This is a genomic window from Clavibacter sp. B3I6 (genome assembly GCF_030816895.1).
Lineage (GTDB): Bacteria > Actinomycetota > Actinomycetes > Actinomycetales > Microbacteriaceae > Clavibacter.
In genome coordinates, this window is record NZ_JAUSYL010000001.1 from 837443 (window position 1) to 861560 (window position 24118).

21 protein-coding genes and 1 other RNA gene are annotated in these 24118 nt (G+C 72.1%); 8 read left to right on the top strand and 14 right to left on the bottom strand.

Going from position 1 to position 24118, the window contains the following annotated elements:
- Nucleotides 1-63: 63 nt before the first annotated feature.
- On the bottom strand, nt 64-1503 hold the full coding sequence (locus tag QFZ62_RS03920; RefSeq protein WP_307501940.1) for a GuaB1 family IMP dehydrogenase-related protein: 1440 nt from the start codon (nt 1501-1503) through the stop codon (nt 64-66).
- Nucleotides 1504-1685: 182 nt separating this feature from the next.
- Here QFZ62_RS03920 and QFZ62_RS03925 point away from each other — a divergent pair, with 182 nt between their 5' ends.
- The gene (locus tag QFZ62_RS03925) at nt 1686-5504 is read left to right on the top strand and encodes a multifunctional oxoglutarate decarboxylase/oxoglutarate dehydrogenase thiamine pyrophosphate-binding subunit/dihydrolipoyllysine-residue succinyltransferase subunit (RefSeq protein WP_307501945.1); all 3819 of its coding nucleotides are present in this window, start codon (nt 1686-1688) and stop codon (nt 5502-5504) included.
- A 100-nt stretch (nt 5505-5604) separates the two neighbouring features.
- Here the strand turns inward: QFZ62_RS03925 and QFZ62_RS03930 are convergent, their stop codons facing one another.
- From QFZ62_RS03930 to QFZ62_RS03940, 3 genes are read right to left on the bottom strand one after another with little or no spacing between them, the layout of a single operon-like run.
- Nucleotides 5605-6045, bottom strand: a complete 441-nt coding sequence (locus tag QFZ62_RS03930) for a GNAT family N-acetyltransferase (protein WP_307501946.1) — start codon at nt 6043-6045, stop codon at nt 5605-5607.
- A 35-nt stretch (nt 6046-6080) separates the two neighbouring features.
- On the bottom strand, nt 6081-6323 hold the full coding sequence (gene rsrA, locus QFZ62_RS03935; protein ID WP_307501948.1) for a mycothiol system anti-sigma-R factor: 243 nt from the start codon (nt 6321-6323) through the stop codon (nt 6081-6083).
- A complete protein-coding gene (locus QFZ62_RS03940) occupies nt 6320-7078 on the bottom strand; it encodes a sigma-70 family RNA polymerase sigma factor (RefSeq protein ID WP_307501950.1) in 759 nt (252 codons plus the stop codon). The genes rsrA and QFZ62_RS03940 overlap by 4 nt, the downstream gene beginning before the upstream one ends.
- A 129-nt stretch (nt 7079-7207) precedes the next feature.
- On the opposite strand from QFZ62_RS03940, the gene aroA reads away from it, so the two are divergent.
- Genes aroA through QFZ62_RS03955 form a run of 3 tightly spaced genes read left to right on the top strand, consistent with a single transcriptional unit; the run spans nt 7208 to nt 10581 of the window.
- The gene (aroA, locus tag QFZ62_RS03945) at nt 7208-8671 is read left to right on the top strand and encodes a 3-phosphoshikimate 1-carboxyvinyltransferase (RefSeq protein ID WP_307501954.1); all 1464 of its coding nucleotides are present in this window, start codon (nt 7208-7210) and stop codon (nt 8669-8671) included.
- Nucleotides 8668-9732, top strand: a complete 1065-nt coding sequence (gene rsgA, locus QFZ62_RS03950) for a ribosome small subunit-dependent GTPase A (protein WP_307501957.1) — start codon at nt 8668-8670, stop codon at nt 9730-9732. Before aroA ends, rsgA begins: the two co-directional genes overlap by 4 nt.
- Before the next feature lie 36 nt (nt 9733-9768).
- On the top strand, nt 9769-10581 hold the full coding sequence (locus QFZ62_RS03955) for an inositol monophosphatase family protein (protein ID WP_307501960.1): 813 nt from the start codon (nt 9769-9771) through the stop codon (nt 10579-10581).
- 49 nt (nt 10582-10630) lie between these two features.
- Here the strand turns inward: QFZ62_RS03955 and QFZ62_RS03960 are convergent, their stop codons facing one another.
- The gene (locus QFZ62_RS03960) at nt 10631-12115 is read right to left on the bottom strand and encodes an MFS transporter (protein ID WP_307501963.1); all 1485 of its coding nucleotides are present in this window, start codon (nt 12113-12115) and stop codon (nt 10631-10633) included.
- Nucleotides 12116-12354: 239 nt separating this feature from the next.
- Between QFZ62_RS03960 and QFZ62_RS03965 the strand changes: the two genes are divergently transcribed.
- The 3 genes from QFZ62_RS03965 to QFZ62_RS03975 are packed head-to-tail and all read left to right on the top strand — an operon-like array spanning nt 12355 to nt 16279.
- Nucleotides 12355-13437: an extracellular solute-binding protein gene (locus QFZ62_RS03965; RefSeq protein ID WP_307501966.1), complete on the top strand. Its 1083-nt coding sequence runs from the start codon at nt 12355-12357 to the stop codon at nt 13435-13437.
- The gene (locus QFZ62_RS03970; RefSeq protein WP_307501969.1) at nt 13437-14465 is read left to right on the top strand and encodes an ABC transporter ATP-binding protein; all 1029 of its coding nucleotides are present in this window, start codon (nt 13437-13439) and stop codon (nt 14463-14465) included. The genes QFZ62_RS03965 and QFZ62_RS03970 overlap by 1 nt, the downstream gene beginning before the upstream one ends.
- A 2-nt stretch (nt 14466-14467) precedes the next feature.
- A complete protein-coding gene (locus QFZ62_RS03975) occupies nt 14468-16279 on the top strand; it encodes an iron ABC transporter permease (protein WP_307501972.1) in 1812 nt (603 codons plus the stop codon).
- 94 nt (nt 16280-16373) lie between these two features.
- Here QFZ62_RS03975 and ssrA read toward each other — a convergent pair.
- From ssrA to prfB, 5 genes are all read right to left on the bottom strand, one after another.
- Nucleotides 16374-16749, bottom strand: a transfer-messenger RNA (tmRNA) gene (gene ssrA, locus QFZ62_RS03980).
- Nucleotides 16750-16896: 147 nt separating this feature from the next.
- Entirely contained in the window at nt 16897-17373 is a 477-nt protein-coding gene (smpB, locus tag QFZ62_RS03985) for an SsrA-binding protein SmpB (RefSeq protein WP_012037997.1), read from the bottom strand.
- 65 nt (nt 17374-17438) lie between these two features.
- Complete coding sequence (gene ftsX / locus QFZ62_RS03990) at nt 17439-18356, bottom strand: permease-like cell division protein FtsX (RefSeq protein ID WP_307501979.1); 918 nt, start codon at nt 18354-18356, stop codon at nt 17439-17441.
- Entirely contained in the window at nt 18353-19996 is a 1644-nt protein-coding gene (gene ftsE / locus QFZ62_RS03995) for a cell division ATP-binding protein FtsE (protein ID WP_307501982.1), read from the bottom strand. The genes ftsX and ftsE overlap by 4 nt, the downstream gene beginning before the upstream one ends.
- A gap of 76 nt (nt 19997-20072) precedes the next feature.
- On the bottom strand, nt 20073-21176 hold the full coding sequence (gene prfB / locus QFZ62_RS04000; protein ID WP_307501984.1) for a peptide chain release factor 2: 1104 nt from the start codon (nt 21174-21176) through the stop codon (nt 20073-20075).
- Between the two features lie 75 nt (nt 21177-21251).
- On the opposite strand from prfB, the gene QFZ62_RS04005 reads away from it, so the two are divergent.
- The gene (locus tag QFZ62_RS04005) at nt 21252-22565 is read left to right on the top strand and encodes an MFS transporter (RefSeq protein WP_307501987.1); all 1314 of its coding nucleotides are present in this window, start codon (nt 21252-21254) and stop codon (nt 22563-22565) included.
- 24 nt (nt 22566-22589) lie between these two features.
- On the opposite strand, the gene QFZ62_RS04010 is transcribed toward QFZ62_RS04005, so the two are convergent.
- From QFZ62_RS04010 to QFZ62_RS15590, 4 genes are read right to left on the bottom strand one after another with little or no spacing between them, the layout of a single operon-like run.
- Complete coding sequence (locus QFZ62_RS04010) at nt 22590-23132, bottom strand: pilus assembly protein TadG-related protein (protein WP_307501990.1); 543 nt, start codon at nt 23130-23132, stop codon at nt 22590-22592.
- Nucleotides 23129-23584 carry a hypothetical protein gene (locus QFZ62_RS04015; RefSeq protein ID WP_307501993.1) on the bottom strand — a complete coding sequence of 152 codons (456 nt, stop codon included), beginning with the start codon at nt 23582-23584 and terminating at the stop codon, nt 23129-23131. Before QFZ62_RS04015 ends, QFZ62_RS04010 begins: the two co-directional genes overlap by 4 nt.
- The gene (locus QFZ62_RS04020; protein ID WP_307501995.1) at nt 23559-23936 is read right to left on the bottom strand and encodes a TadE/TadG family type IV pilus assembly protein; all 378 of its coding nucleotides are present in this window, start codon (nt 23934-23936) and stop codon (nt 23559-23561) included. Before QFZ62_RS04020 ends, QFZ62_RS04015 begins: the two co-directional genes overlap by 26 nt.
- Complete coding sequence (locus QFZ62_RS15590; RefSeq protein WP_373425935.1) at nt 23936-24058, bottom strand: hypothetical protein; 123 nt, start codon at nt 24056-24058, stop codon at nt 23936-23938. Before QFZ62_RS15590 ends, QFZ62_RS04020 begins: the two co-directional genes overlap by 1 nt.
- Between the last annotated feature and the right edge of the window lie 60 nt (nt 24059-24118).

Below are 24118 nucleotides of genomic sequence, written 5' to 3' on the forward strand. Positions count from 1 at the left end.
GCGCGGGAAGGGGGCGTATGAGCAGGAGGGGGGTCGTCCATCGTCCGTCGATCATATCGGGGCTCACCAGCCCACCGGCAGCGGCTTGCCCTCCTCGTAGCCCGCCGCCGACTGGATCCCGACGGCCGCCCGCTCCGCGAACTCGGCACGTGTGCGCGCCCCGGCGTAGGCGAAGGCGCTCCGCACGCCGGACGTGATCGTGTCGAGCAGGTCCTCGAGGCCCGGGCGCAGCGGGTCGATCCGGATCCGGCTCGTGGAGATCCCCTCGGCGAAGAGCGTCCGCCGGGCGAGCTCGAACGCCTCCCGCCGGCCGAAGCGCTCCTGCACCGCGCGCGTGGACGCCATGCCCCAGCTCTCCTTGGCGAGGCCGCCGTCGTCGTCCACGAGGATGCGCCCGGGCGACTCGATCGTGCCGGCGAACCAGGACCCGATCATCACGCTCGCGGCGCCCGCGGCCAGCGCGAGCGCGACGTCCCGCGGGTACCGCACTCCCCCGTCGGCCCAGACCAGCGCGCCGGCCGTGCGCGCCGCCTCCGCGGTGTCGAGCACGGCCGAGAACTGCGGGCGGCCGACGGCCGTCATCATGCGCGTGGTGCACATGGCACCCGGTCCCACGCCGACCTTGACGATGTCCGCGCCCGCCCGGACGAGGTCGCGCGCGCCCTCGGCCGTGACGACGTTGCCGGCCACGAGCGGAACGTGCGGGTCGAGGGCCCGCACGTCGCGGACGGCGCGCAGCATCGCCTCCTGGTGGCCGTGCGCCGTGTCCAGCACGAGCACGTCGACGCCGGCCGCGAGCAGCGCGCGGGCCCGGCCGACCGCATCCCCGTTGACCCCGACCGCCGCGCCCACCGCGAGCCGGCCGTGCGCGTCGACGGCGGGCGCGTAGACGGTGGAGCGGAGGGCGCTGCGCCGGCTCAGCGTCCCGACCAGCCGCCCGTGGGCGAGCACGGGCGCGAAGTCGATGCCCGCGGCGTGCATGAGCTCGAAGGCCGCACGGCCCGTGGGGACGTCGTCGGCGTCGAGGGAGGCCAGCGCGCCGTGGGGCAGGTCGCCGAGCCGCGTCCCGTCGGGCACGCCGGCGAGCTGGGTCCCCTCGAGGCACCCGAGCACGCCGCCCTCCGCGTCCCGCAGGACGATCCCGTGGCCAGGGAGGGGCGGCAGGAGCTCGCGCGCCTGGCCGACGGTCGCGTCGGCCGGCAGCTCGAGCGGCGAGTCGTAGGCGACGGGCTGGTCCTTGACCCGGTGGATGGCGGCGTCCAGCTCCTGCGGCCGGAGGTCCTGGGGCAGGATCCCGATGCCGCCGCGCCGGGCGAGCACGGCGGCGAGCCGGGGTCCCGTGACCGAGCCCATGTTGCTCGCGACGACCGGGATCGTGCACGGCGTCCCGTCCCCCGGGGCGAGGTCGACGTCCATGCGGCTGCCGACGTCGGACCGCCCCGGGCTCAGGAACACGTCCGAGTAGGTCAGGTCGTGCGCGGGAGCCTCTCCGGTGAACCTCATGCCCTGACGGTAGACCGCCGCCCGCGCGCGCACCAGGGCCGGGCGCGCCGGGCAGCATCCGGCGACGCGCCGCTCCGGTCGGGCCGACCGGGGGAAGGTTTAGGCTGGGTCATCGTGGACGCGCGGACGCGAACGGGCCGCGCGAGGCAGACGACCAACAGCAAGAGAGCGGGCGATCAACTGTGTCGAGCCAGGTGACTGGTACGGGGACCGATGACGGTTCCACGGGCGACTTCGGAGCCAACGAGTGGCTCGTCGACGAGATGTACGAGAGGTTCGTGGTCGACAAGGACTCGGTCGACCGCAGCTGGTGGCCGATCCTCGAGAACTACCACAGCACCGTGATCGAGGGCCGCGAGGAGACGCCGGCCACCGGCGACCAGACCGCGGAGCCGCAGATCCCGGAGTCGGACGAGACGTCGGCTCCCGCCGCGACCAACACGGGGACGCCGGCGCCGACGCCCGCCCCCGCGTCGGCCGGCCAGCCCGACGCGGCGGCGCAGCAGCCCGCGGCCGGCGGCCAGCCCGCCGCGCGCACCACGAGCATCGCCCCGAAGCAGCAGCCGATCCCCGCCCAGGCTCCGGCGAAGGCGCCGGCCAAGAAGGGCGCCGAGCCCACCCCGCCCGGCGAGGACGAGGTCACCCCGCTCCGCGGCATGGCCAAGAGCCTGGCGACGAACATGGACGCCTCGCTCACCATCCCGACCGCGACGAGCGTCCGCACGATCCCGGCGAAGCTGATGATCGACAACCGCATCGTCATCAACAACCACCTCACGCGGGCGCGCGGCGGCAAGGTCTCGTTCACGCACCTCATCGGCTGGGCGCTGATCCAGGCGCTCAAGGAGTTCCCGAGCCAGAACGTGCACTACGACGAGGTCGACGGGAAGCCGAGCGTCGTCTCCCCGGCGCACATCAACCTCGGCATCGCCATCGACATGCCGAAGCCGGACGGCACCCGCGCCCTCCTGGTGCCGAGCATCAAGGGCGCCGAGGCGATGACCTTCGGCGAGTTCCTCGTCGCGTACGAGGACCTGGTGAGGAAGGCGCGCGGCAACAAGCTCGCCGCGGGCGACTTCGCCGGCACCACCATCTCGCTCACGAACCCCGGGGGCATCGGCACGGTCCACTCCGTGCCGCGCCTCATGAAGGGCCAGGGCGCCATCATCGGCGCCGGCGCCCTCGAGTACCCGGCGGAGTTCCAGGGGTCCTCCCCCAAGACGCTCGTCGAGCTGGGCATCGGCAAGACGATCACGCTCACGAGCACGTACGACCACCGCGTCATCCAGGGCGCGGGCTCCGGCGAGTTCCTCAAGATCGTGCACGAGCGCCTCATCGGCCAGCACGGGTTCTACGAGGACATCTTCGCGGCGCTCCGCATCCCGTACGACCCCATCCAGTGGGCGACCGACATCAACGTCGACCTCTCCGAGCGGGTCTCCAAGACCAGCCGCGTGCAGGAGCTCATCAACTCCTACCGCGTGCGCGGCCACCTCATGGCCGACTGCGACCCGCTCGAGTACCAGCAGCGCACCCACCCGGACCTCGAGATCACCAACCACGGGCTCACCTTCTGGGACCTCGACCGCGAGTTCGTCACGGACGGGTTCGGCGGCCGCCGCCAGGCGCTCCTGCGCGAGATCCTCGGCATCCTGCGCGACTCGTACTGCCGCACGATCGGCATCGAGTACATGCACATCCAGCAGCCCGACGAGCGCCGCTGGATCCAGGGCAAGGTCGAGCAGCCCTACGCGAAGCCCACGCACGACGAGCAGATGCGCATCCTCTCGAAGCTCAACGAGTCCGAGGCCTTCGAGACCTTCCTGCAGACGAAGTACGTCGGGCAGAAGCGCTTCAGCCTCGAGGGCGGCGAGTCCACGATCTCGCTCCTCGACACGCTGCTCCAGGGCGCGGCCGACCACGGACTCGACGAGGTCGCGATCGGCATGGCCCACCGCGGCCGCCTCAACGTGCTCACCAACATCGCGGGCAAGAGCTACGGCCAGATCTTCCGCGAGTTCGAGGGCACGCAGGACCCGCGCACGGTCCAGGGCTCGGGCGACGTCAAGTACCACCTCGGCACCGAGGGCACCTTCCGGGGCGTCCACGGCGAGGAGATGCCCGTGTACCTCGCGGCGAACCCGTCGCACCTCGAGGCCGTCAACGGCGTGCTCGAGGGCATCGTCCGCGCGAAGCAGGACCGGAAGCCCATCGGGACCTACTCCGTCCTGCCGATCCTCGTGCACGGCGACGCGTCCATGGCCGGACAGGGCGTCGTGTTCGAGACGCTCCAGCTCTCGCAGCTGCGCGCCTACCGCACCGGCGGCACGGTCCACATCGTGATCAACAACCAGGTCGGCTTCACCACCCCGCCGTCGGAGTCCCGCTCGTCGGTGTACTCCACCGACGTGGCGAAGAGCATCCAGGCGCCGATCTTCCACGTCAACGGCGACGACCCCGAGGCCGTCGCGCGCGTCGCGCACCTGGCCTTCGAGTTCCGCCAGGAGTTCAAGAAGGACGTCGTCATCGACCTCGTCTGCTACCGCCGTCGCGGCCACAACGAGGGCGACGACCCGTCGATGACGCAGCCCCTCATGTACAACCTCATCGAGGCGAAGCGCTCCGTGCGGAAGCTGTACACGGAGGCGCTCGTCGGCCGCGGGGACATCACGCAGGAGGAGTACGACGGGGCGCAGAAGGACTTCCAGGACCGCCTGGAGCGCGCCTTCGCCGAGACGCACGCCGCGCAGACCTCGTCGATCCCCATCCAGACGGACGACGACGGGGCGGTGTCCGACCTCGAGCGCCCCGACTCCCAGCAGGACGACGGCCACGGCGAGCCCGAGACGACCGGCGTGTCCGAGTCCGTCATCCAGGCGATCGGCGACGCGCACGACAACCCGCCGCAGGGCTTCTCGGTCCACCCGAAGCTGCAGGCGCTCATGCGCAAGCGGCTGGAGATGAGCCGGAGCGGATCCATCGACTGGGCCTTCGGCGAGCTCCTCGCCATCGGCTCGCTGCTGCTGGAGAACACCCCCGTCCGCCTCGCCGGGCAGGACTCGCGCCGCGGCACGTTCGTGCAGCGCCACGCGGTCCTGCACGACCGGGACAACGGCCAGGAGTGGCTGCCACTCGCGAACCTCAGCGACCGCCAGGCGCGGTTCTGGATCTACGACACGCTGCTCAGCGAGTACGCGGCGATGGGCTTCGAGTACGGGTACTCCGTAGAGCGGCCCGACGCGCTGGTGCTCTGGGAGGCCCAGTTCGGCGACTTCGCGAACGGCGCGCAGATCGTCATCGACGAGTTCATCTCCTCGGCCGAGCAGAAGTGGGGCCAGCGCTCGAGCGTCGTGCTGCTGCTGCCGCACGGCTACGAGGGCCAGGGACCCGACCACTCGTCGGCGCGCATCGAGCGCTTCCTGCAGCTGTGCGCGGAGCAGAACATGACCGTCGCCCGGCCGTCGACGCCCGCGTCGTACTTCCACCTGCTGCGCCGCCAGGCGTACTCGCGCCCCCGCCGCCCGCTCGTGGTCTTCACGCCGAAGGCCATGCTGCGGCTGCGAGGCGCGACGAGCGACGTCGAGGCCTTCACCTCGGGCCGCTTCGAGCCGGTGATCGACGACGTCCGCATCCAGGACCGCGGCGCCGTCCGCCGCGTGCTCCTGCACTCGGGCAAGGTGCACTACGACCTGCTCGGCGAGCTGGAGAAGCGCCAGGACTCGTCCGTCGCGCTCGTGCGGCTCGAGCAGTTCTACCCGTTCCCCGAGGAGCAGGTGCGCCGCGTCGTCGCGTCCTACCCGGACGCCGAGGTGGTCTGGGTGCAGGACGAGCCCGAGAACCAGGGCGCCTGGCCGTTCGTGCACGTCGAGCTCAGCCGGGTCCTGCCCGACCGTCCCGTGCGCGTCGTGTCGCGCCCGGCCGCGGCCTCGCCCGCCGCGGGCTCGAGCAAGCGCCACGCGACCGAGCAGGCGGACCTGATCGCGCGGGCCACCGCCGAGTGACGCCCCCGGGCGCCCTGCCCGCATGACGAGAGGCCCGGTCCCCCAGGGGATCGGGCCTCTCCTCGTGCGCGCTCGGATCGCGGCGCTCGGGTCGCCGGCGTCAGCCGAGCTTCGAGTAGCGGATGCCGGACGCGTGGTACCCGCGGCGGGCGTAGAAGCGCGTGACGTTGTCGCGCGCGGCCGCCGACGTCGCGAGGAAGCGCGTGGCGCCGTGCTCGCGCGCCCACGCCTCGTAGTGGCGGATGAGGTCGGAGCCGATGCCGCCGGCCTGCCTGCCTGCGCGGACGACGAGGATGATCAGCTGCGCGATGGGCTCGTCGTCGGCGAGCCCCCACATGAGGTGGCCGCCCGCGAGCCCGGCGATCTCGCCCGCCTCGTCGCGCACCACCCACGTCTCGTGGCCGGCGGCGGCGGTCATCCGCGACAGCCGCGCCGCGACGCGCTCCTCGTCGACCTCGTAGTCGAGCAGCCGAAGCAGCTCGACGATGACGGTCAGGTCGGACGGGGAGGGCGTCCCGAGGGACTCGATGGCGTTGGTCACATGCCGAGATTACCGGCCGCGCCGACGCGCACCGGTCAGTGGGTGGCCTGGATGGCCCGGAGCTTCTGCATGACCTGCGTCCGGAGGTCCTCCGGCGCGGCCTCCGTGCACGCGCGGCGCACGGTGTCGCGGAGGACGACGCCGACGCGGTGCTCGCGCGCGCAGTCGGGGCAGTTCGCCATGTGCTCGCGGATGTCGGCGGCGTCCGCCTTGTCGAGCTCGTGGTGCAGGTACTCCTCGAGATCCTTCTTGGCCTTGTCGCAGCCGCAGTCGCTCATTTGGTCGCTCCAGTGAGGTGCGCGGTGGAGATGCCCCGCTCGCGCGCGTAGTCGGAAAGGAGGCCCCGCAGCATCCGGCGGCCGCGGTGCAGGCGGCTCATGACGGTTCCCACGGGGGTCTTCATGATGTCGGCGATCTCCTGGTAGGAGAAGCCCTCGACGTCCGCGAAGTACACGGCCATCCGGAAGTCCTCCGGGATGGACTGCAGCGCGTCCTTGACGGTGCTGTCCGGGAGGTGGTCGATCGCCTCGGCCTCGGCGGAGCGCGTGGTGGTCGCGGTGGCGGAGGTGGCGCCGCCGAGCTGCCAGTCCTCGAGCTCGTCGATGGTGCCGTTGTACGGATCCCGCTGCTTCTTGCGGTAGTTGTTGATGAAGGTGTTCGTGAGGATCCGGTACAGCCAGGCCTTGAGGTTCGTGCCCTGCTTGAACTGGTGGAAGGCCGTGTAGGCCTTCACGAAGGTCTCCTGCACGAGGTCCTGGGCGTCGGCGGGGTTGCGCGTCATGCGCAGGCCCGCGGCGTACAGCTGGTCGATGAACGGGAGCGCCTGCTCCTCGAAGAGCTCGCGGTTGTCGCCGGGCTGGGCCGCACGCGGCTCCTCGGCCTCGGCGCGCTCCGCCTCCTGCTGGTCCGCGGCCTCCTCGGTGGAGAGCACGACGGCCTCCACGAGCTCCGCGGGCGCGGCCGACGCGACGGGGGCGTCGGCCCCGGCGGTGGGGGCCTGCGCGTCGTGACTGGTGTTCCCTGAATTGGCCATCAAGGCAGATTCTACGGCGCGCACGAGCTCGGCGGACGGGGCCGCCGGTGCTGTCCTCGTGATCACGGGTGTCCTTCCCGGCCCGGGATCCGGGCCTGCCGGACGCGTGCCCGGTACTCTGGTGAACCCATGGAGATCTTCAGGTATTCCGGTCCCACCTTCAGCCCGTACGACGACGACCGGACGACCCAGCCGGTGCCGACCGACGACGGCCCGTGGGTCGCGCCGATCGCCGAGGGTCCGCTGGACGCGACCGTGCCGCTCCCCGGATCCAAGAGCCTCACGAACCGCGAGCTCGTGCTCTCCGCCCTCGCCGACTCCCCCTCCATCCTCCGGAGGCCGCTGCGCTCCCGGGACACGCGCCTCATGGTCGAGGCGCTGCGGTCCCTCGGCACCGTGATCGAGGAGGTCGAGGGCGACGGCGCCTTCGGGCCCGACCTCCGGATCACGCCGGCCGAGCTGGCGGGCGGCATCACGATCGAGTGCGGCCTCGCGGGCACCGTCATGCGCTTCCTGCCGCCCGTCGCCGCGCTCGCGCTCGGCCCGGTCTCGTTCGACGGCGACCCGAGCGCCCGCCGGCGGCCCATGTCGGGCACCATCGAGGCGCTCCGCGCGCTCGGCGTCGACGTCAACGACGACGGCCGCAGCGCCCTCCCCTTCAGCCTCTACGGCACGGGCGAGGTGCCGGGCGGCGAGATCGCCATCGACGCGTCCGCGTCCAGCCAGTTCGTCTCCGGCCTCCTGCTCGCCGCGCCGCGGTTCGCCCGGGGGCTGCGGCTCCGGCACACGGGCGCGAGCCTGCCGAGCATGCCGCACATCGAGATGACCATCCGCACGCTGGCGGATCGGGGCGTCGTCGTGGAGAGCCCGGAGCCCGGCCTCTGGATCGTGCCGGCGACGCCCATCGCCGGCCGCGAGGTGCGCATCGAGCCCGACCTCTCCAACGCCGCGCCGTTCCTCTGCGCCGCGATCGTCGCCGGCGGCCGCGTCGCCGTCCCGGGCTGGCCCGCGGAGACGACCCAGGTGGGCGCCGACCTCGCGCACCTGCTGCCGAGGTTCGGCGCGATCGTCACGCGCGAGGGCGACGCCCTCGTCGTCGACGGGGGCCCCGGGCTCCGGGCGGGCGGGCGGATCCCCGGGGTCGACCTCGACCTCAGCACGGGCGGGGAGCTCGCTCCCGCTCTCGTCGCGCTCGCCGCCCTCGCCGACGGGCCGAGCCGCATCACGGGGATCGGGCACCTCCGGGGCCACGAGACCGACCGCCTGGCCGCGCTGGCGGCGGAGATCACCGCGCTCGGCGGATCCGTCACCGAGCTGCCGGACGGGCTCGCGATCGAGCCGGCCCCCCTGCACGGCGGCCCGTGGCGCGCCTACGAGGACCACCGCATGGCGACCGCCGGGGCCATCATCGGGCTCGCCGTGCCGGGCGTCGAGATCGACGACATCGGGACCACGGCGAAGACGCTGCCCGAGTTCCCGGAGCTCTGGATCGGCGCCCTCCTCGGGCGCGCGCCCCGCGCCGCCGTCGACCCGCTCGCCCTCGGCGGCCTCACCGGCCCCGGCGCGCCCGGCGGCCTCGGCGGGCTCCTGTGAGCTGGCTCGCGGATCCCGAGGAGGACGACGGCGTCTGGGACGCCTACGACGAGTCCTCCGTGCGGGTGCGCCCGAACCCCAAGGGCAACAAGCCGCGCAGCAAGCAGCGGCCCGGGCACACGGACGCCGTCGAGGGACGCGTGCTCAATGTGGACCGGGGCCGCTTCGGCGTGCTCGTCGGCGAGGACACGCCCGAGGAGCACACGCTCACCGCGACGCGCGCCCGCGAGCTCGGCAAGAAGGCCGTCGTCACCAACGACCGGGTGGACATCGTGGGCGACACCTCGGGCGACGAGGGCAGCCTCTCCCGCATCGTCCGCATCGCGCCGCGCCGCACGCTGCTGCGTCGGAGCGCCGACGACTCCGACGCCGTGGAGCGCGTCATCGTCGCGAACGCCGACCAGATGCTCATCGTCGTGGCGGCCGCCGAGCCCGAACCCCGCGCGCGCCTCGTGGACCGGTACCTCGTCGCGGCGTTCGACGCGGGGATCCAGCCGATCCTCTGCATCACGAAGGCCGACGTCGCCGACCCCGCGCCCTTCGCCGCCCACTTCCGCGTGCTCGACGTGCCGATCGTGCTGAGCCGCTCCGACGACGTCCCGCTGGACGAGCTGCGCGCCCTCCTCGCCGACCGCACGACCGTCGCGGTCGGCCACTCGGGCGTCGGCAAGTCCACCCTCGTCAACGCGCTCGTGCCCGCCGCCAAGCGGGCCACCGGCGTCGTCAACCAGGTCACGGGCCGCGGCCGCCACACCTCCAGCTCCACGGTGTCGATGCGGGTGGAGACGGGCGAGGGCCGGCACGGCTGGATCATCGACACCCCGGGCGTGCGCTCCTTCGGCCTCGGCCACGTGGATCCTGCGAACATCCTCCGCTCGTTCGCCAGCTACGCGCACCTGCCGGAGGGCGAGCCGCCGGGCGGGATCCCGCTGACGGAGGCGCACGACTGGGAGATCGTCGACCGCGTGGAGGCGGGCGAGCTGGGCGACGCCGGGCGCGAGCGCCTGCACTCCCTGCAGCACCTGGTGAGCAACCGGTCGGACGCCGGCAAGGGCGAGTGACGGGCGGCCCGAGGGCCCATCGCTAGGCTCGACCCCGTGGCCTCCGAACCCCTGCACTCGCTCCCGTCCGACCTGCGGCTCGCGCGGGAGCTGGCCGACATGGCCGACGCGATCTCGCTCGACCGCTTCCGCTCCGCCGACCTCGCCGTCGAGACGAAGGCGGACTCCAGCTGGGTCACCGACGCGGACCGCTCCGTCGAGCGGGCGATCCGCGCGGGCATCGCCGAGAGCCGCCCGCACGACAGCGTGCTCGGCGAGGAGTACGGCACGTCGGGGTCGTCGTCGAGGCAGTGGATCGTCGACCCGATCGACGGCACCTCCAACTACGCGCGCGGCGTCCCCGTGTGGGGCACGCTCATCGCGCTCGCGATCGACGGCGTCCCCGTGGTGGGCGTCGTGAGCGCGCCCGCCCTCGGACGCCGGTGGTGGGGCGCCACGGGCCTCGGCGCGTACGTCGACGACACCCTCGGGCAGGCGACGACGTCCCAGGAGCGGCGGATCCGCGTGTCCGACGTCGCCCGGCTCGAGGACGCCTCGATGAGCGTCGCGGGCGTGCAGCGCTGGCGCGACGCCGACCGCCTCGACGAGCTGCTGGACCTGTCCGCGCGAGTGAAGCGCTCGCGGGACTTCGGCGACATGTGGGCCTACATGCTGCTCGCGGAGGGGCTCCTCGACATCGCGGGCGAGCACGACCTCAAGCCCTACGACATGGCCGCGCTGATCCCCGTGATCGAGGAGGCCGGCGGCCGCTTCACCTCGATCGACGGCGAGGCGGGGCCGTGGCACGGGTCGGCGCTGGCCACCAACAGCCACCTGCACGACGCCGTGCTGGCGGTCGTCGCGCGCTAGCCGCGCCGCGCGCTAGCCGCGCGGCGCCGCGCCGTCCGGGTGCCGCGGCTCAGGCGGTAGCGGTGCGCTGCCGGCGGCGCTGCCGGAGGTCGACGAGCCCGAGCGCGAGCGCCACGGCGACCAGGGCGATCGTCACGAGGAAGCCGTTCCGGAACCCGTCGTGGTAGACCGCGAGGCCCGCGTCGGTGTCGCCCGCGGCCTCCGCGTAGAGCGTGCTGAAGAACATCGCCGAGGCGGCCGCGACGCCCACCGCGGTGCCGACGCGCTGGCCGACCTGGGCCATGGAGCCGGCCACGCCGCCCTCGGTGACGGGGATCTCGGCGAGCGTCAGCGTCTGGTTCGGCGAGATGACGAATCCCGCGCCGACGCCCGCCACGAGCATCGCCGCGGCCATCGCCCAGGGGGTCGCCTCACGCGGCGTGAGGATCGCCGCGAGGAGCAGCAGCGTGATGCCGACCGCCACGATCGCCAGGCCGATCACCACGAGCTGGCGACCGAGCCGGGAGACGAGGCGTCCGCCGATCCACGCGGTCACGGCGGAGGACAGCGCGAACGGGATGCCGACCATGCCGGCGAAGACGGGAGCGAGGCCGAGGCCCTGCTGCAGGTAGAGCGTCGTGAGGAGGAACACCGCGGGGATCGCGGCGAAGTAGGCCGTGGCGATGAGGATCCCGTTGCGGTACGAGGACAGCCGGAAGAGGTCGAAGTGGACGACGGGCGAGCGTCCGCCAGCCGCGTAGCGCCGCTCCCATGCGACGAAGAGACCGGCCGCGACGGCCGCGACCGCGAGCGACAGCCAGCGTCGCGGGTCGTCGTCCGGGCCGCCCGTGGTGAGCACGAAGGGCAGCATGAGCGCGAAGGTGGCGACGCCGAGGAGCACGACGCCAACGGGATCGAGCCCCACCTTGCCCGCAGGCCGCGCTTGCCGGCGCGGCAGCAGCTTGAGCGCGAAGAGGATGGCCGCGATGCCGAGCGGGATGTTCATCCAGAACAGCAGGCGCCAGCCGTCCTCGGGCCCGCCGAGCTGGATGAGGAGCCCGCCGACCGTGGGGCCGAACGCGGTGGAGACGCCGACGACCGCGCCGAACAGGCCGAACGCGCGCGCCCGCTCCTCCCCCTGGAAGAGCTGCTGGATGAGGCCGAGCACCTGCGGCATCTGGATGCCGGCTGCCACACCCTGGAGGATCCGCGCCACCACGAGCGTCCTCACGTCGGGCGCGACGGCGCAGAGCGCGCTCGCGAGCGTGAAGGCGCTGAGGCCGATCACGAACATGAGCCGGCGGCTGCGGATGTCGCCGAGCCGGCCCGCGGGCACGAGCGCGAGGCCGAACGCGAGCGCGTAGCCCGCGACGATGAGCTGCAGGTCGGTGGATCCCGCGCCGAGCGACTCCTCGATCGACGGCAGGCCGACGTTGACCTTCGAGAGGTCGAGGATCGTGAGGGCGGCGACGCCGACGCAGACCCAGAAGGCCTGCCAGCGCGTGCGGTCCTCGTCGGCGGTCGGGGTCGGGCCCGTGGCGGTGCGTCCGGTCATGCGGTATCGAATCCCATACACGGGCTATGTATTCCCGCTCCCGCGAGCGGGGGCGACCTGCCCTCGACCAGCCTCCTCCTCATCCGGGGAAACGGCGTCGGTGTCCCTATGCTGAACAGCGAGCCAACAGCGACCGCCGGGTCCGGTGGCCGGGGTCCCCGCTCATAGGGTGGGGAATTCGTGCCGGAACGGTGCGAACGCCCGCGAGCACACCGACGTGCTCCCTCCGAGAGGACACCATGAAGAACCGCTCCCGCCGTCTCACCGCCTCCCTCGCCGCTGCCGTCGCGGCCGGGCTCGTCCTCGCCGGGTGCGGGTCGTCGGCCGACAGCGGCCCCGCGGAGCCCGCCGCGTCGCCCGCCTCCGGGGACACCCTCATCGTCTACACGAACTCCAACGGCGACGGCCGCGGCGACTGGGTCACGGCCGAGGCGGCCGAGGCGGGCTTCGACATCCAGATCGTCGGGCTCGGCGGCGCCGACCTCGCCAACCGCATCGTGGCGGAGAAGAACAACCCCGTGGGCGACGTGGTGTTCGGCCTCAACAACATGTACTTCGAGAACCTCAAGGCGGAGGACGCCATCACGGCCTACACGCCCGCATGGTCCGGCGAGGTCGACGAGGCCGCCGGCGACCCGGAGGACGGCGCGTACTGGCCGCTCGTGGAGCAGGCCATCGTCACCGTGCACGACGCGAAGCAGACCTCGGGCGGCGACGTGCCGAATGACGCCACCGACCTCTACTCCTCCGAGTACGAGGGGAAGTACGAGGTGAACACGCGCCTCGGCGAGGCGACCCCGCAGCTCATCCTCGCGGGACTCCTCGCGCCGTACGAGGACACGGACGGCGACCTCGGCATCAGCGACGAGGGATGGAAGGTCGTCGAGGAGTACTTCGCGAACGGCTCCCCCTCCGTCGAGGGCACCGACCTCTACGCGCGCCTGTCGCGCGGCGAGGTCGCCTTCGGCACCCTGCCCTCCAGCGGCATCGCCGCCCGCGACGAGCAGTACGGCACCACCACCGAGGTCGTCCCGTCGAAGGACGGCGTCCCGTTCGTGACCGAGCAGATCGCGGAGATCGCCGGCACGAAGAAGGAGGAGCGCGCCCGCGCCTTCATCGACTGGTTCGGCGGCGCCGACGTGCAGGGCGCCTTCGCCGAGCAGTTCTCGAGCTACCCCGTCAACACCACCGCCCGCGAGAAGGCGCTCCCCGCCGTGACCGAGCTCATCGAGTCGCTGGAGAAGCAGGACGTCGACTACGGGTTCGTGCGCGAGCACATCGCCGACTGGGTCGAGAAGACCGAGCTGGAGTACCTGCCCTGATGATCCGCTTCGATGACGTCGAGGTGCGCTTCGGCGACCAGGTGGCGATCCCGGGGCTCGACCTGGAGATCCACGAGGGCGAGTTCTTCACCCTCCTCGGACCCTCCGGATGCGGCAAGACGACGGCGCTGCGGACCCTCGCCGGCTTCGTCGAGCCGAGCCGCGGCGACATCGTGATCGACGGGCAGGTGGCCACCCGGCTGCCGAGCGAGAAGCGCCGCGTCGGGATGGTGTTCCAGAACTACGCGCTCTTCCCGAGCATGTCGGTGCGGCAGAACATCGCGTTCGGCCTCACCGTGCGGAAGGCCGGCAAGGCGGAGACCGACCGGCTGGTGCGCGCGATGGCCGACCAGGTCGAGCTGAGCGACGCGCAGCTGGACAAGAACGTGGCGGAGCTCTCGGGTGGCCAGCAGCAGCGCGTGGCCATCGCGCGCGCGCTCGTGCTCGAGCCGCGGATCCTCCTGCTCGACGAGCCGCTGTCGAACCTCGACGCGAAGCTCCGCGTGCAGCTGCGCGAGCAGCTGAAGGGGCTGCAGTCGCGGCTCGGGATCACGACGGTCTACGTCACGCACGACCAGGAGGAGGCGCTGACGATGAGCGACCGCATCGCCGTCTTCGACGCGGGGCGGATCGAGCAGGTCGGCACCCCGGAGGACATCTACGACCGGTCCGCGTCCGAGTTCGTCGCGACCTTCGTCGGCGCGATCAACGCCCTCGGCACCTCGACCGTGGCGCGCCTGCGCGCGGCCGGCGCATCCGGCCTCGACTCCTCCGACCGCGCCTACGTGCGGCTCGAGCGCGTCTCCGTGCAGCCGCGCGACGCCGTCCCCGTCGACGCGGGCCGCGTGCGGCTCGACGGCGTGGTCGCCGAGCGCTCGTATCACGGCTCGTACAGCACCTACCGGGTCGACCTCGGGGACGATGCCGTCGACGCGCTCGTCGCCGAGACGGGCGCGCCGCCGCTCGCCCCCGGGACCGAGGTCGCCGTGGGCATCGACCCGTCCGCGATCCTCCGGTACCGGTCGTAGCCGTGCGCACCCCCGTCCGCGCGCTGCTGCGCTCCCCCCTCGGCGTCGTGGTGCTCATCGCCGCGCTGTGGTTCATCGTCACGTTCCTCGTCTTCCCGAACGCGAACCTCCTCGTCACCACGTTCTTCCCCGACGGGTCGTTCAGCGGCCGGGCGCTGGAGAAGCTCGTGAGCTCCGACCGGGCCATGCGCAGCGTCGGCAACAGCCTGCTGCTGGCCGTCACGCTCGCCGTCACGGTGAACGTCGTCGGCATCTTCATCGTGCTGGTCACCGAGTACTTCGTGGTGCGCGGATCCCGCGTGCTCTGGCTCGGCTACGCCACCACGCTCATCTACGGCGGCATCGTGCTGGCCGCCGGCTACAACTTCATCTACGGGCGGTACGGGTTCGTCACGGCGATCGCGCAGCGGGCGTTCCCCGACCTCGACCCCGACTGGTTCAGCGGCTACTTCGCGGTCGTCATCGTGATGACCTTCGCGACCACCACGAACCACATGCTGTTCCTCCGCTCCTCCCTCGCGGCCATCGACCACCAGACCATCGAGGCGGCCCGCAGCATGGGCGCGGGCACCGGCCGCATCCTCTTCCGCATCGTGCTGCCGGCGCTGCGCCCCATGATCTTCGCGGTCACGGTGCTCACGTTCCTCACCGGCCTCGGGGCGCTCACCGCTCCCCTGGTCCTCGGGGGCACGGGATTCCAGACGGTCGCGCCCATGATCGTCACCTTCTCCAAGAGCTCGAGCTCCCGGGACCTCGCGGCGCTGCTCGCGATCGTGCTGGGCGTCGCGACCATCGTGCTGCTCGCGATCATGAACCGCGTCGAGAAGTCGGGCGTGTACTTCTCCGTGGCCAAGGTCGCGACGCCGCTGCAGAAGCAGCGCATCCGGAACCCCGTGGTCAACGCCGTCGTGCACGTGGTCGCGTACGCGCTGTTCGTGGTCTACGCGCTGCCCGTGCTCCTCATCGTGCTGTTCTCGTTCCTCGACTCGAAGAGCGTCCAGACGGGGACGATCACGCTCGACTCGTTCACTCTCGGGAACTACGCGACCGTGCTCGGCTCCCCGGACGTGCTCCGGCCGTTCATCGTGAGCCTCGTCTACAGCGCGCTGGCCGCCGTGATCGTCGTGGCGGGGCTCCTGTTCGTGGCGCGGCTCGTGCAGCGGAACCGCAACTGGGCCACCGCGACGATCGAGTACCTGCTGCACATCCCGTGGATCCTGCCGACGATCCTCATCGCGCTCGCGCTCCTGCAGACCTTCGACCGGCCGCAGCCGCTCATCGGCGGGCAGGTGCTCACGGGCACGACCTGGCTGCTGCTCGTGGCGTACATCATCGTCAAGGTGCCCTTCACGCTCCGGCTCCTGAAGGCCGCGTTCGCGAGCGTGCCGCAGTCGCTCGAGGACGCCGCGCGCATCCTCGGCGCCCGGTCGCTCACGACGTTCCGGCGCGTGCTGGTGCCGCTCGTGATCCCGACGGTGGCGGCGATCACGGCGCTCAACTTCAACAGCCTGCTCGACGACTACGACGCGGCGGTGTTCCTCTACCAGCCGCTGTACGAGCCGCTCGGCATCGCGATCAAGGCGAGCACGGAGGGCGAGGCGAACCTCGACTCGATGAGCATCACGTTCGTCTACACGGTGCTGCTCATGATCATCATGGGCCTCACGATGTACCTCGTGTACGGGCGGTCGGGTGGCCGCAAGCGGCGACGCCGGCCGACGGGATCACCCGCGCTGGAGACGACGGCGCCGGCCCTCGCGGCGTCGGACCCGGGCGCCCCCGCCCCGGCCGCGCCGCGCGCACCGGTCGGCTGACCCCGGACGGAGGAGAGGCCCCGTCCTGATGGACGGGGCCTCTCCTCGGCCGGACGGATCCGGCCTCTCGACGAGCGTGGGACATGCGACGCGATGGTGGAGATGCGGGGAATCGAACCCCGGTCCACTGCTGTAAGCCTGCGCCTTCTACGGGTGTATCCAGGAAAGACGTCCTGCTCGGCCCCGGAACTTGCTCCTGGCGTCTGATCCGACGGGCCCAGCCTCAGTTCGAGTCCCGCGCGGCCCTGAGGCACGACCGCGCAGCGAGCTCCCTAATCTGACGCCGACTTACCGGATAGAGAGCATCACCGGGTCGACGGTCCTGTTAGTGCGCTCGCTTAGGCAGCGAGAGCGAAGGACGACTGCTTGTTATTGGCAGTTGTATTTTGCAGAGAGCGTTTACGAGATAGCCCTGCATCCTCGACCCGCTTCTCGCAGTTTTGCAGGCAATGTCGAAACCGATCATCCCCATGCACGACCGTGCACCTGCTGGTGCCCGAGCCGGGTCGCATGTTCCACGCTGTCGAGTTGTCAATCGCGGCCGGAGCGAACCCCGACCAGCCCTCAATGATAGCCGATGGGAGCCGGCCGCACCACCGGCCAGGACCGGCAGGTGCCTACTCGCCGAGGCGGCGGTGCGACGACATGGCGCGGTCCGCCTCGCGCTTGTCCTGGCGCTCGCGGAGCGTCTGGCGCTTGTCGTACTCCTTCTTGCCCTTCGCGATGGCGAGCTCGACCTTGGCCCGGCCGTCCACGAAGTAGAGCTGGAGCGGGACGACCGTGTAGCCGCCCTCCTTCACCTTGGAGTGGATCTTGAGGATCTGCTCCTTGTGCAGGAGGAGCTTCCGCTTCCGCCGAACCGGGTGGTTGTTCCAGGTGCCCTGGTTGTACTCGGGGATGTGCACAGCGTCGAGCCAGGCCTCGCCCGCGTCGACGAAGGCGTAGCCGTCGACGAGCGACGCACGGCCCTGGCGGAGCGACTTGACCTCGGTGCCGGTGAGCACGAGGCCGGCCTCGTAGGTCGACTCGATGGTGTAGTCGTGGCGCGCCTTGCGGTTGGTCGCCACCACCTTCTCGCCACGTTCCCTGGGCACGGTGGACTCCTCGATGATCGGGGTGGAGCGCCCGGAACCGGGCAGCCCATCAGCCTACCGGAGGATCAGATCCGCAGGTAGCGGCTGATGGCGAAGTTCGCCGAGACCGCCGCCAGCACGACGCCGACCCCCAGCAGGATGGGCACGACGAGCAGCGCGTCGTCCATGTTCACGAGCGATATCGACGTGAGCCGGGAGCTCAGGAAGCCCTGCACGAAGAACCGCACCAGCGCAACAGTCGCCGCGCTCGCGAGCACCGACCCGATGAGGGCCGCGAACACGCCCTCGAGGATGAACGGGGTCTGGATGAAGCGGTTCGACGCCCCGACCAGCCTCATGATGCCCAGCTCCCGTCTCCGCGAGAACGCGGACAGCCGGATGGTGGTGGCGATGAGGAGCGCGGCGGCCACGAGCATGAGCCCCGCGATGCCGACGGCGGTGAGGCTGGCGGCGTTGAGGATCGAGAAGATCTGGTCGAGGTACTGGCGCTGGTCCGTCACGTTCTCGACGCCCGCGAGCCCCGAGAGGCTGTCGCTGAGGATGTCGGACTTCGACGGGTCCTTGAGGTTCACCCAGAACGCCTCGTTGAGGAACTCCGGCTGCACCAGCTCGGTGACCGGATCGCCCTGGAACTGCTCCTGGAAGTTCGCGTACGCGGTGTCCTGGTCCTCGAAGTAGTACTTGTCGATGAACGGGGCGAGCGTGTCGCTGTCGAGGCGCTCCTCGACCGCGTCGATCTGCTCCTGGGTGGCCTTGCCGTTGACGCACGTCTCGCTCGGCACCGAGGTGTCGGTGCAGAAGTCGATCGCGACCTGCGCGCGGTCGTACCAGTAGTTCTTCATCTGGCCGATCTGCATCTGCAACAGGACGGCGGCGCCCACGAACGTGAGCGAGATGAAGGTGACGAGCACGACCGAGACGACCATGCTGACGTTCCGACGGAGGCCGTGGCCGACCTCGGAGAGGACGAGTCCGAGTCTCATCGCGTGGGCCCCACATCCTGTGCACCGGTGTCGTCCGGTGACTCGCCGCGGCCGCGGAGGCCCAGCTTCTCGGCCAGTCCGAGCTCGGCGAGCTCGGCGTCGTCGCGTCCGTCCGCGGGCGCGTCGCCGCCCTGCCCGTCGGACAGGTCGGGGAGGCGGATCACGCCGGTGCCCTCGGGGAGCCGCCGGATGGATCCGGTGCTCGGGGCCGAGGGGGCCGCTCCTCCTCCGTTGCGCCGGCTCGGCGGCGTCGGCGGGGCCGGTGGGGCGTCGTCGACGACGGGCGCCTCGGCCTCGACGGGTGCCTCATCCCGGATCACGGGGATCATGCGGGACGGCGCCTGCTCGACCGACTCCCGGCGGACGGGTTCCGGACGACCGCGCTGCGGGCGGTCCTCGAGGGCCGGCACGGGGCGGTCGGCCCCGCGCTCGGGTGCGGGCGCGGGTGCCGGTGCGGGATCCACGCGCGCGGCCTCCGCGAAGGCCGACGGCGCATAGGCCGGAGCGTCCTCACGCGGTGCGCGCGTCGGCTCGTCGTCCCGGGGCGTCGGCGCATCGGATGCGGGTTCCGCCTGCCGGTCGGACGCGGTGGCGGGGACGAGCGGCGCGGACTCCGACTCCGACGCGGCGGGCGCGGACGGCGTCACGGGCGCGGCGACGGCGGGAGCCGCGGTGGCCTCCGCGGGCTTCCGCGGCGCCTTCCGGGCGGCCTTGGCGGCGGCGGCCTCGCGGGCCGCTGCCTCCTTCGCGCGCGCCTTCTCGTCGGCGCGACGCTGCTTGTCCCGTCGGGCCTGCTCGCGGCGCTCCGCTCCGGAGGCGGGCTCCGCGGGGGCGGTGGACCGCGCGGGTGCCGGCAGCGGGGCCGCGGGCACGAAGACCGGCGTCGGCGCGGCGACGGGCGGGTGCTCCGGGTTCACGCCGACCGGGTTCTCCGCCGTGCGGGGCAGGTCGATAGCGGACGTCTGGTACTGGCCGCCGAGCTCGTCGCGGACGACCTCGCCGCCGATCAGCTCGATGACGCGCTTCTGCATCTGGTCGACGATGCCGGAGTCGTGGGTGGCCATGATGACCGTGGTGCCGTTGGCGTTGATCCGCTCCAGCACCTGCATGATGCCCGCGCTCGTGAGCGGGTCCAGGTTGCCGGTCGGCTCGTCGGCGAGGAGCACGGCGGGCTTGTTGACCACGGCGCGCGCGATCGCGACGCGCTGCTGCTCGCCGCCGGAGAGCTCGTGCGGGAGGCGCTGCTCCTTGCCCTGCAGGCCCACCATGGCGAGGACGTCGGGGACGGCCTCCTGGATGAAGCCGCGCGACTTGCCGATCACCTGGAGGGTGAAGGCGACGTTGTCGAACACCGACTTGTTGGGGAGCAGCCGGAAGTCCTGGAACACCACCCCCAGGCTGCGCCGGTAGTACGGGACCTTGCGGCTCGACAGCTGGTTCAGCTGCTGGCCCAGGACGTGGATCGTGCCCTGGGTGGGCCGGTCCTCCTTGAGCACGAGACGCAGGAAGCTGGACTTGCCGGACCCGGAGGCGCCGACGAGGAAGACGAACTCCCCCCGCAGGATCTCGAGGTCGACGGAGCTCAGCGCCGGTCGGGGGTTGCCGGGATACACCTTGGATACGTGGTCGAACCTGATCATGTCGGTACGACCCTAGGCACGGGACCGGTCAATCGCCGCATCGACTCACCGCGGGGAGCGGTCCGCGCGGAGTCTCTCAGGCGCGCTCGGGCGACTTCCGCCAGCGGATCCCCGCGGAGATGAAGCCGTCGAGGTCGCCGTCGAAGACGTTCGACGGGTTGTTGACCTCGTGCTCCGTGCGGAGGTCCTTGACCATCTGGTACGGCGCCAGCACGTAGCTGCGCATCTGGTCGCCCCAGCTCGCCGTGATGTTGCCGGCGAGCTCCTTCTTGGTGGCAGCCTCCTGCTCGCGCTGCACGAGGAGCAGGCGCGACTGCAGCACGCGGAGGGCGGCGGCGCGGTTCTGGATCTGGCTCTTCTCGTTCTGGCAGGTGACGACGATGCCCGTGGGCAGGTGGGTGATGCGCACCGCGGAGTCGGTCGTGTTGACCGACTGTCCGCCGGGGCCGGAGGAGCGGAAGACGTCGACCCGCATGTCGTTCTCGGGGATCTCGATCGACTCGGTCTGCTCGATGAGCGGCACGACCTCGACGGCCGCGAACGACGTCTGGCGCTTGCCCGCCGAGTTGAAGGGGCTCATGCGCACGAGGCGGTGCGTGCCGGCCTCGACCGACAGCGTGCCGAAGGCGTAGGGCGCGTCGATCTCGAAGGTCGCCGACTTGATGCCCGCCTCCTCCGCGTAGGACGTGTCGAGCACGGTGGCGCGGTAGTCGTGCTGCTCGGCCCAGCGCAGGTACATGCGCATGAGCATCTCGGCGAAGTCGGCCGCGTCGACGCCGCCGGCACCCGCGCGGATGGTGACGACCGCAGGGCGCGGGTCGAACTCGCCGTTGAGGAGCGTCTGCACCTCGAGCTCGTCCATGATCTTCGTGATGCCGTCGAGCTCGACGACCGCCTCCTCGGCGGACTCCTCGTCGTCCTTGGCCATCTCCACGAGCACGTCGAGGTCGTCCAGGCGGCGCTGCAGCTCGTCGATGCGCTTCAGCTCGGTCTGGCGGTGGCTCAGGTCGCTCGTGACCTTCTGCGCCTTCTCGGTGTCGTCCCAGAGGTCCGGCTCCCCCGCCTGGGCGCTCAGCTCCTCGACCTCCTGCTGCAGGCGCTCGACGCCGACGACGGAGCGGATGTTGGAGTAAGTGTCGCGCAATTCTGTGATCCGCGAAGAGAAGTCCTGGTCGATCATGGTGCCGCCCAGCCTACCGTCCGGGTCGTCGGCGACGTCCGGGGACGAGCGCGCCCGCGCGTAGGCTCGGACACGATGTCGACCCCCGAGACCCCCTTCTCCCTGCGCGCGGTCGCGCTCCCGGCGCTGCTCCCCGCGCTCCTGTTCTCCATCGGGGAGGGGGCGATCATCCCCATCATCCCGATCGTGGCCGGCAGCCTCGGCGCCTCGCTCGCGATCGCCGCGTTCATCGGCGGCATGATCATGCTCGGCGAGCTGGTGGGCGACATCCCCAGCGGCTCCGTGGTGAGCCGGATCGGCGAGCGGACCGCGATGATCGGCGCGGCCTTCGTCTCCATCGGCGGCCTGCTGCTCTGCCTCCTCGCGCCGAACCCGCTCGTGCTCGGCGTGGGCGTCTTCCTGATCGGCGTCTCGACGGCCGTCTTCGCGCTCGCCCGGCACGCCTTCATGACGAGCTTCGTGCCCCAGGCGTACCGCGCCCGGGCCCTGTCGACGCTCGGCGGCACGTTCCGCGCCGGCTACTTCGTGGGTCCGTTCCTCGCCGCCGCGGTGATCCACCTGACGGGGGCGTCGCAGTCGGCGTTCGCGATCCACATCGTCGCGTGCCTCGCGGCCGCCGTGACGCTCCTGGTGCTGCCCGACCCGATGGAGGTCGTGCGCCGCAACCGCGCGGCCGACCTGCAGAGCGCGGCGCCCGCGACCTCCGGCGAGCCGCAGGACGACGAGTCCGTCGCCGCGGCCGCCGGTACCGCTCCCGCTGCGGCGGCCAAGCGCTCCGCGGGCCTCGGCCGGACGCTCTGGCGCTTCAAGGGCGTGCTCGTGAAGCTCGGCTCGGGCGCGGCCCTCATCGGCGCGATGCGCGCGGGCCGCGGCGTGCTCCTCCCCCTCTGGGCCGTGAGCATCGGCATCTCGGACGCGAACACGGCGCTCATCATCGGCATCGCGGGAGGCGTGGACTTCGCCCTCTTCTACGCCAGCGGCCAGATCATGGACCGCTTCGGCCGCCTCTGGAGCGCCGTGCCGTCGATGGTGGGGCTCGGCATCGGCTACCTCGCGCTCGCGCTCACGCCCGACCTGCCGACGAGCGTGCAGTGGTTCATCGGCGTCGCCATGTTCATGTCGGTCGCGAACGGCATCGGCTCCGGGATCCTCATGACCCTCGGCTCCGACCTCGCGCCGAAGGACGACCCGGCGCCCTTCCTCGGCGCGTGGCGGTTCACGGGCGACGCCGGGAGCGCCGCCTCCCCGCTCCTCATCGCGGCGATCACCGCGGCCGCGTCGCTCACGATCGCGAGCGGCGTGATGGGGGTGCTCGGGCTCATCGGCGCCGGGATCCTCCTGCGGTACGTGCCGCGGTACGTGCCGCGGAAGCCACGACCCGCTCTCTGACGTACCCGGTCACGCGAGCGCGGATCAACCGCCGCCGGCCGGACCCGCCGGCGCGCCTCCCGGCCCGACCAGCACGCTGCGGGCCGTGCTGGTGACGTCGATGCGCACGCCCTCCGGGGCGAGCAGCGACGCGACCGGCGGGATCCAGGTGGCGGACAGCGTGACGCGGGCGCTCCGGCCGTCGGGCGTGTCAGCGCGGTCCAGGTGGAGGTCGTGGAGGCCGTCGGTCGGCTCGTCGGCCAGGAAGCCCGCGACCGCGGCGGCGACGCCGTCGTCCGTCAGGGGTGGGAGCGCGATCCTGCCGCCATCCGCGTTACCCGCCGCCGGGCGGCCGTCGAGGTCCACGTCGAAGGACTCCGCGCCCGCCAGCGCGGCGGCGTCCGCGAGGGAGAAGAGCCGCACGCGCTCGAGGTAGAGCGACGACGCCGCCGACACCATCAGGATCACGGCCAGGCCGAGCGCGCAGGACGCGATGACCAGCGGCAGGATCGAGCCATCGTCCGCGGATCCCGCCCACCCGCATGCCGTGGGGACGGCCGGGTGTCGCCCGCGGTGCGCGGACGTCATCGCGCCGACCGCGCGAAGACGGAGATCCGCTCGTCGGCGGTGCCGCGGACCGTCACCGCGCCCGGCGCGTCCGGGCCCACGACGGACGGAGCCAGCGGCAGCGCGGCCGCGACCCGTACGGAGACGCGCACGAGCGAGCGGGGCGCGTGGCATCGCCGAGGATCCGGGGTGCAGGTGATGTCGAGCACGATGCCGTCGGGCGCCACGCCCTGGTCGGCGAGCGCGACGTCGACGGCCGCGCGGGCCTCCCGCCGCCCGGACGCGTCGTCGTCGGCCCGGACGTAGACGCGAGCCGCCTGGCGGGCCGCGCCCTCCGTCGCGAGCGCGGCACCCTGGATGGCCGAGAGGGCGACGACGAGGTAGACGAGCGGCACGAGCAGGAGCACGCCCGCGGTGATGAGCTCGAGCGACGCGGACCCCCGATCGTCAGCCCAGCCGCTCGACAGCCGCATGCCCCGTCACCTCCAGCCCGCGGTCGACGCCGAGGAGGCCCACGAGCGGAAGCGTCGTGCGGACCGTCACGCTCACGACCGCGTGCCCGAGCACGGCGCCCGTGCTCGCGGTCACGTCCTCCGCGTACCGCTCCCCCACAGCCGTCGTGATGAGATCCCGCGTGCGATCGACGCCGTCGGCACGCGTCGCCCCGGCGAGCGCCGCGGTGCGCGCGCCCTCGGCGGCCGCGTCCAGCACGGTCGTCCGCACGTGCAGGGCCAGGGCGAGCTGGACCACCGAGAGCGCGAGGACCACGAGCAGCGCCCCGACCATGACGAACTCGGCGGGGGCCGAGCCGCGGTCGTCGCGCATCAGAACGACGTGACCCGGTCGATGGCCTGCGTGAACACGTGCTGCAGCAGGGGTCCGGCGACGCCCCACAGGATGACGACGAGCCCGGCCGTCATGAGCGTGATGAGCACCCAGCCGGGCACGTCCCCCCCGGTCGTCGTCCCATGCGGCGCCGGGCGTCCGCGTCCACGTCGGGATCCCTC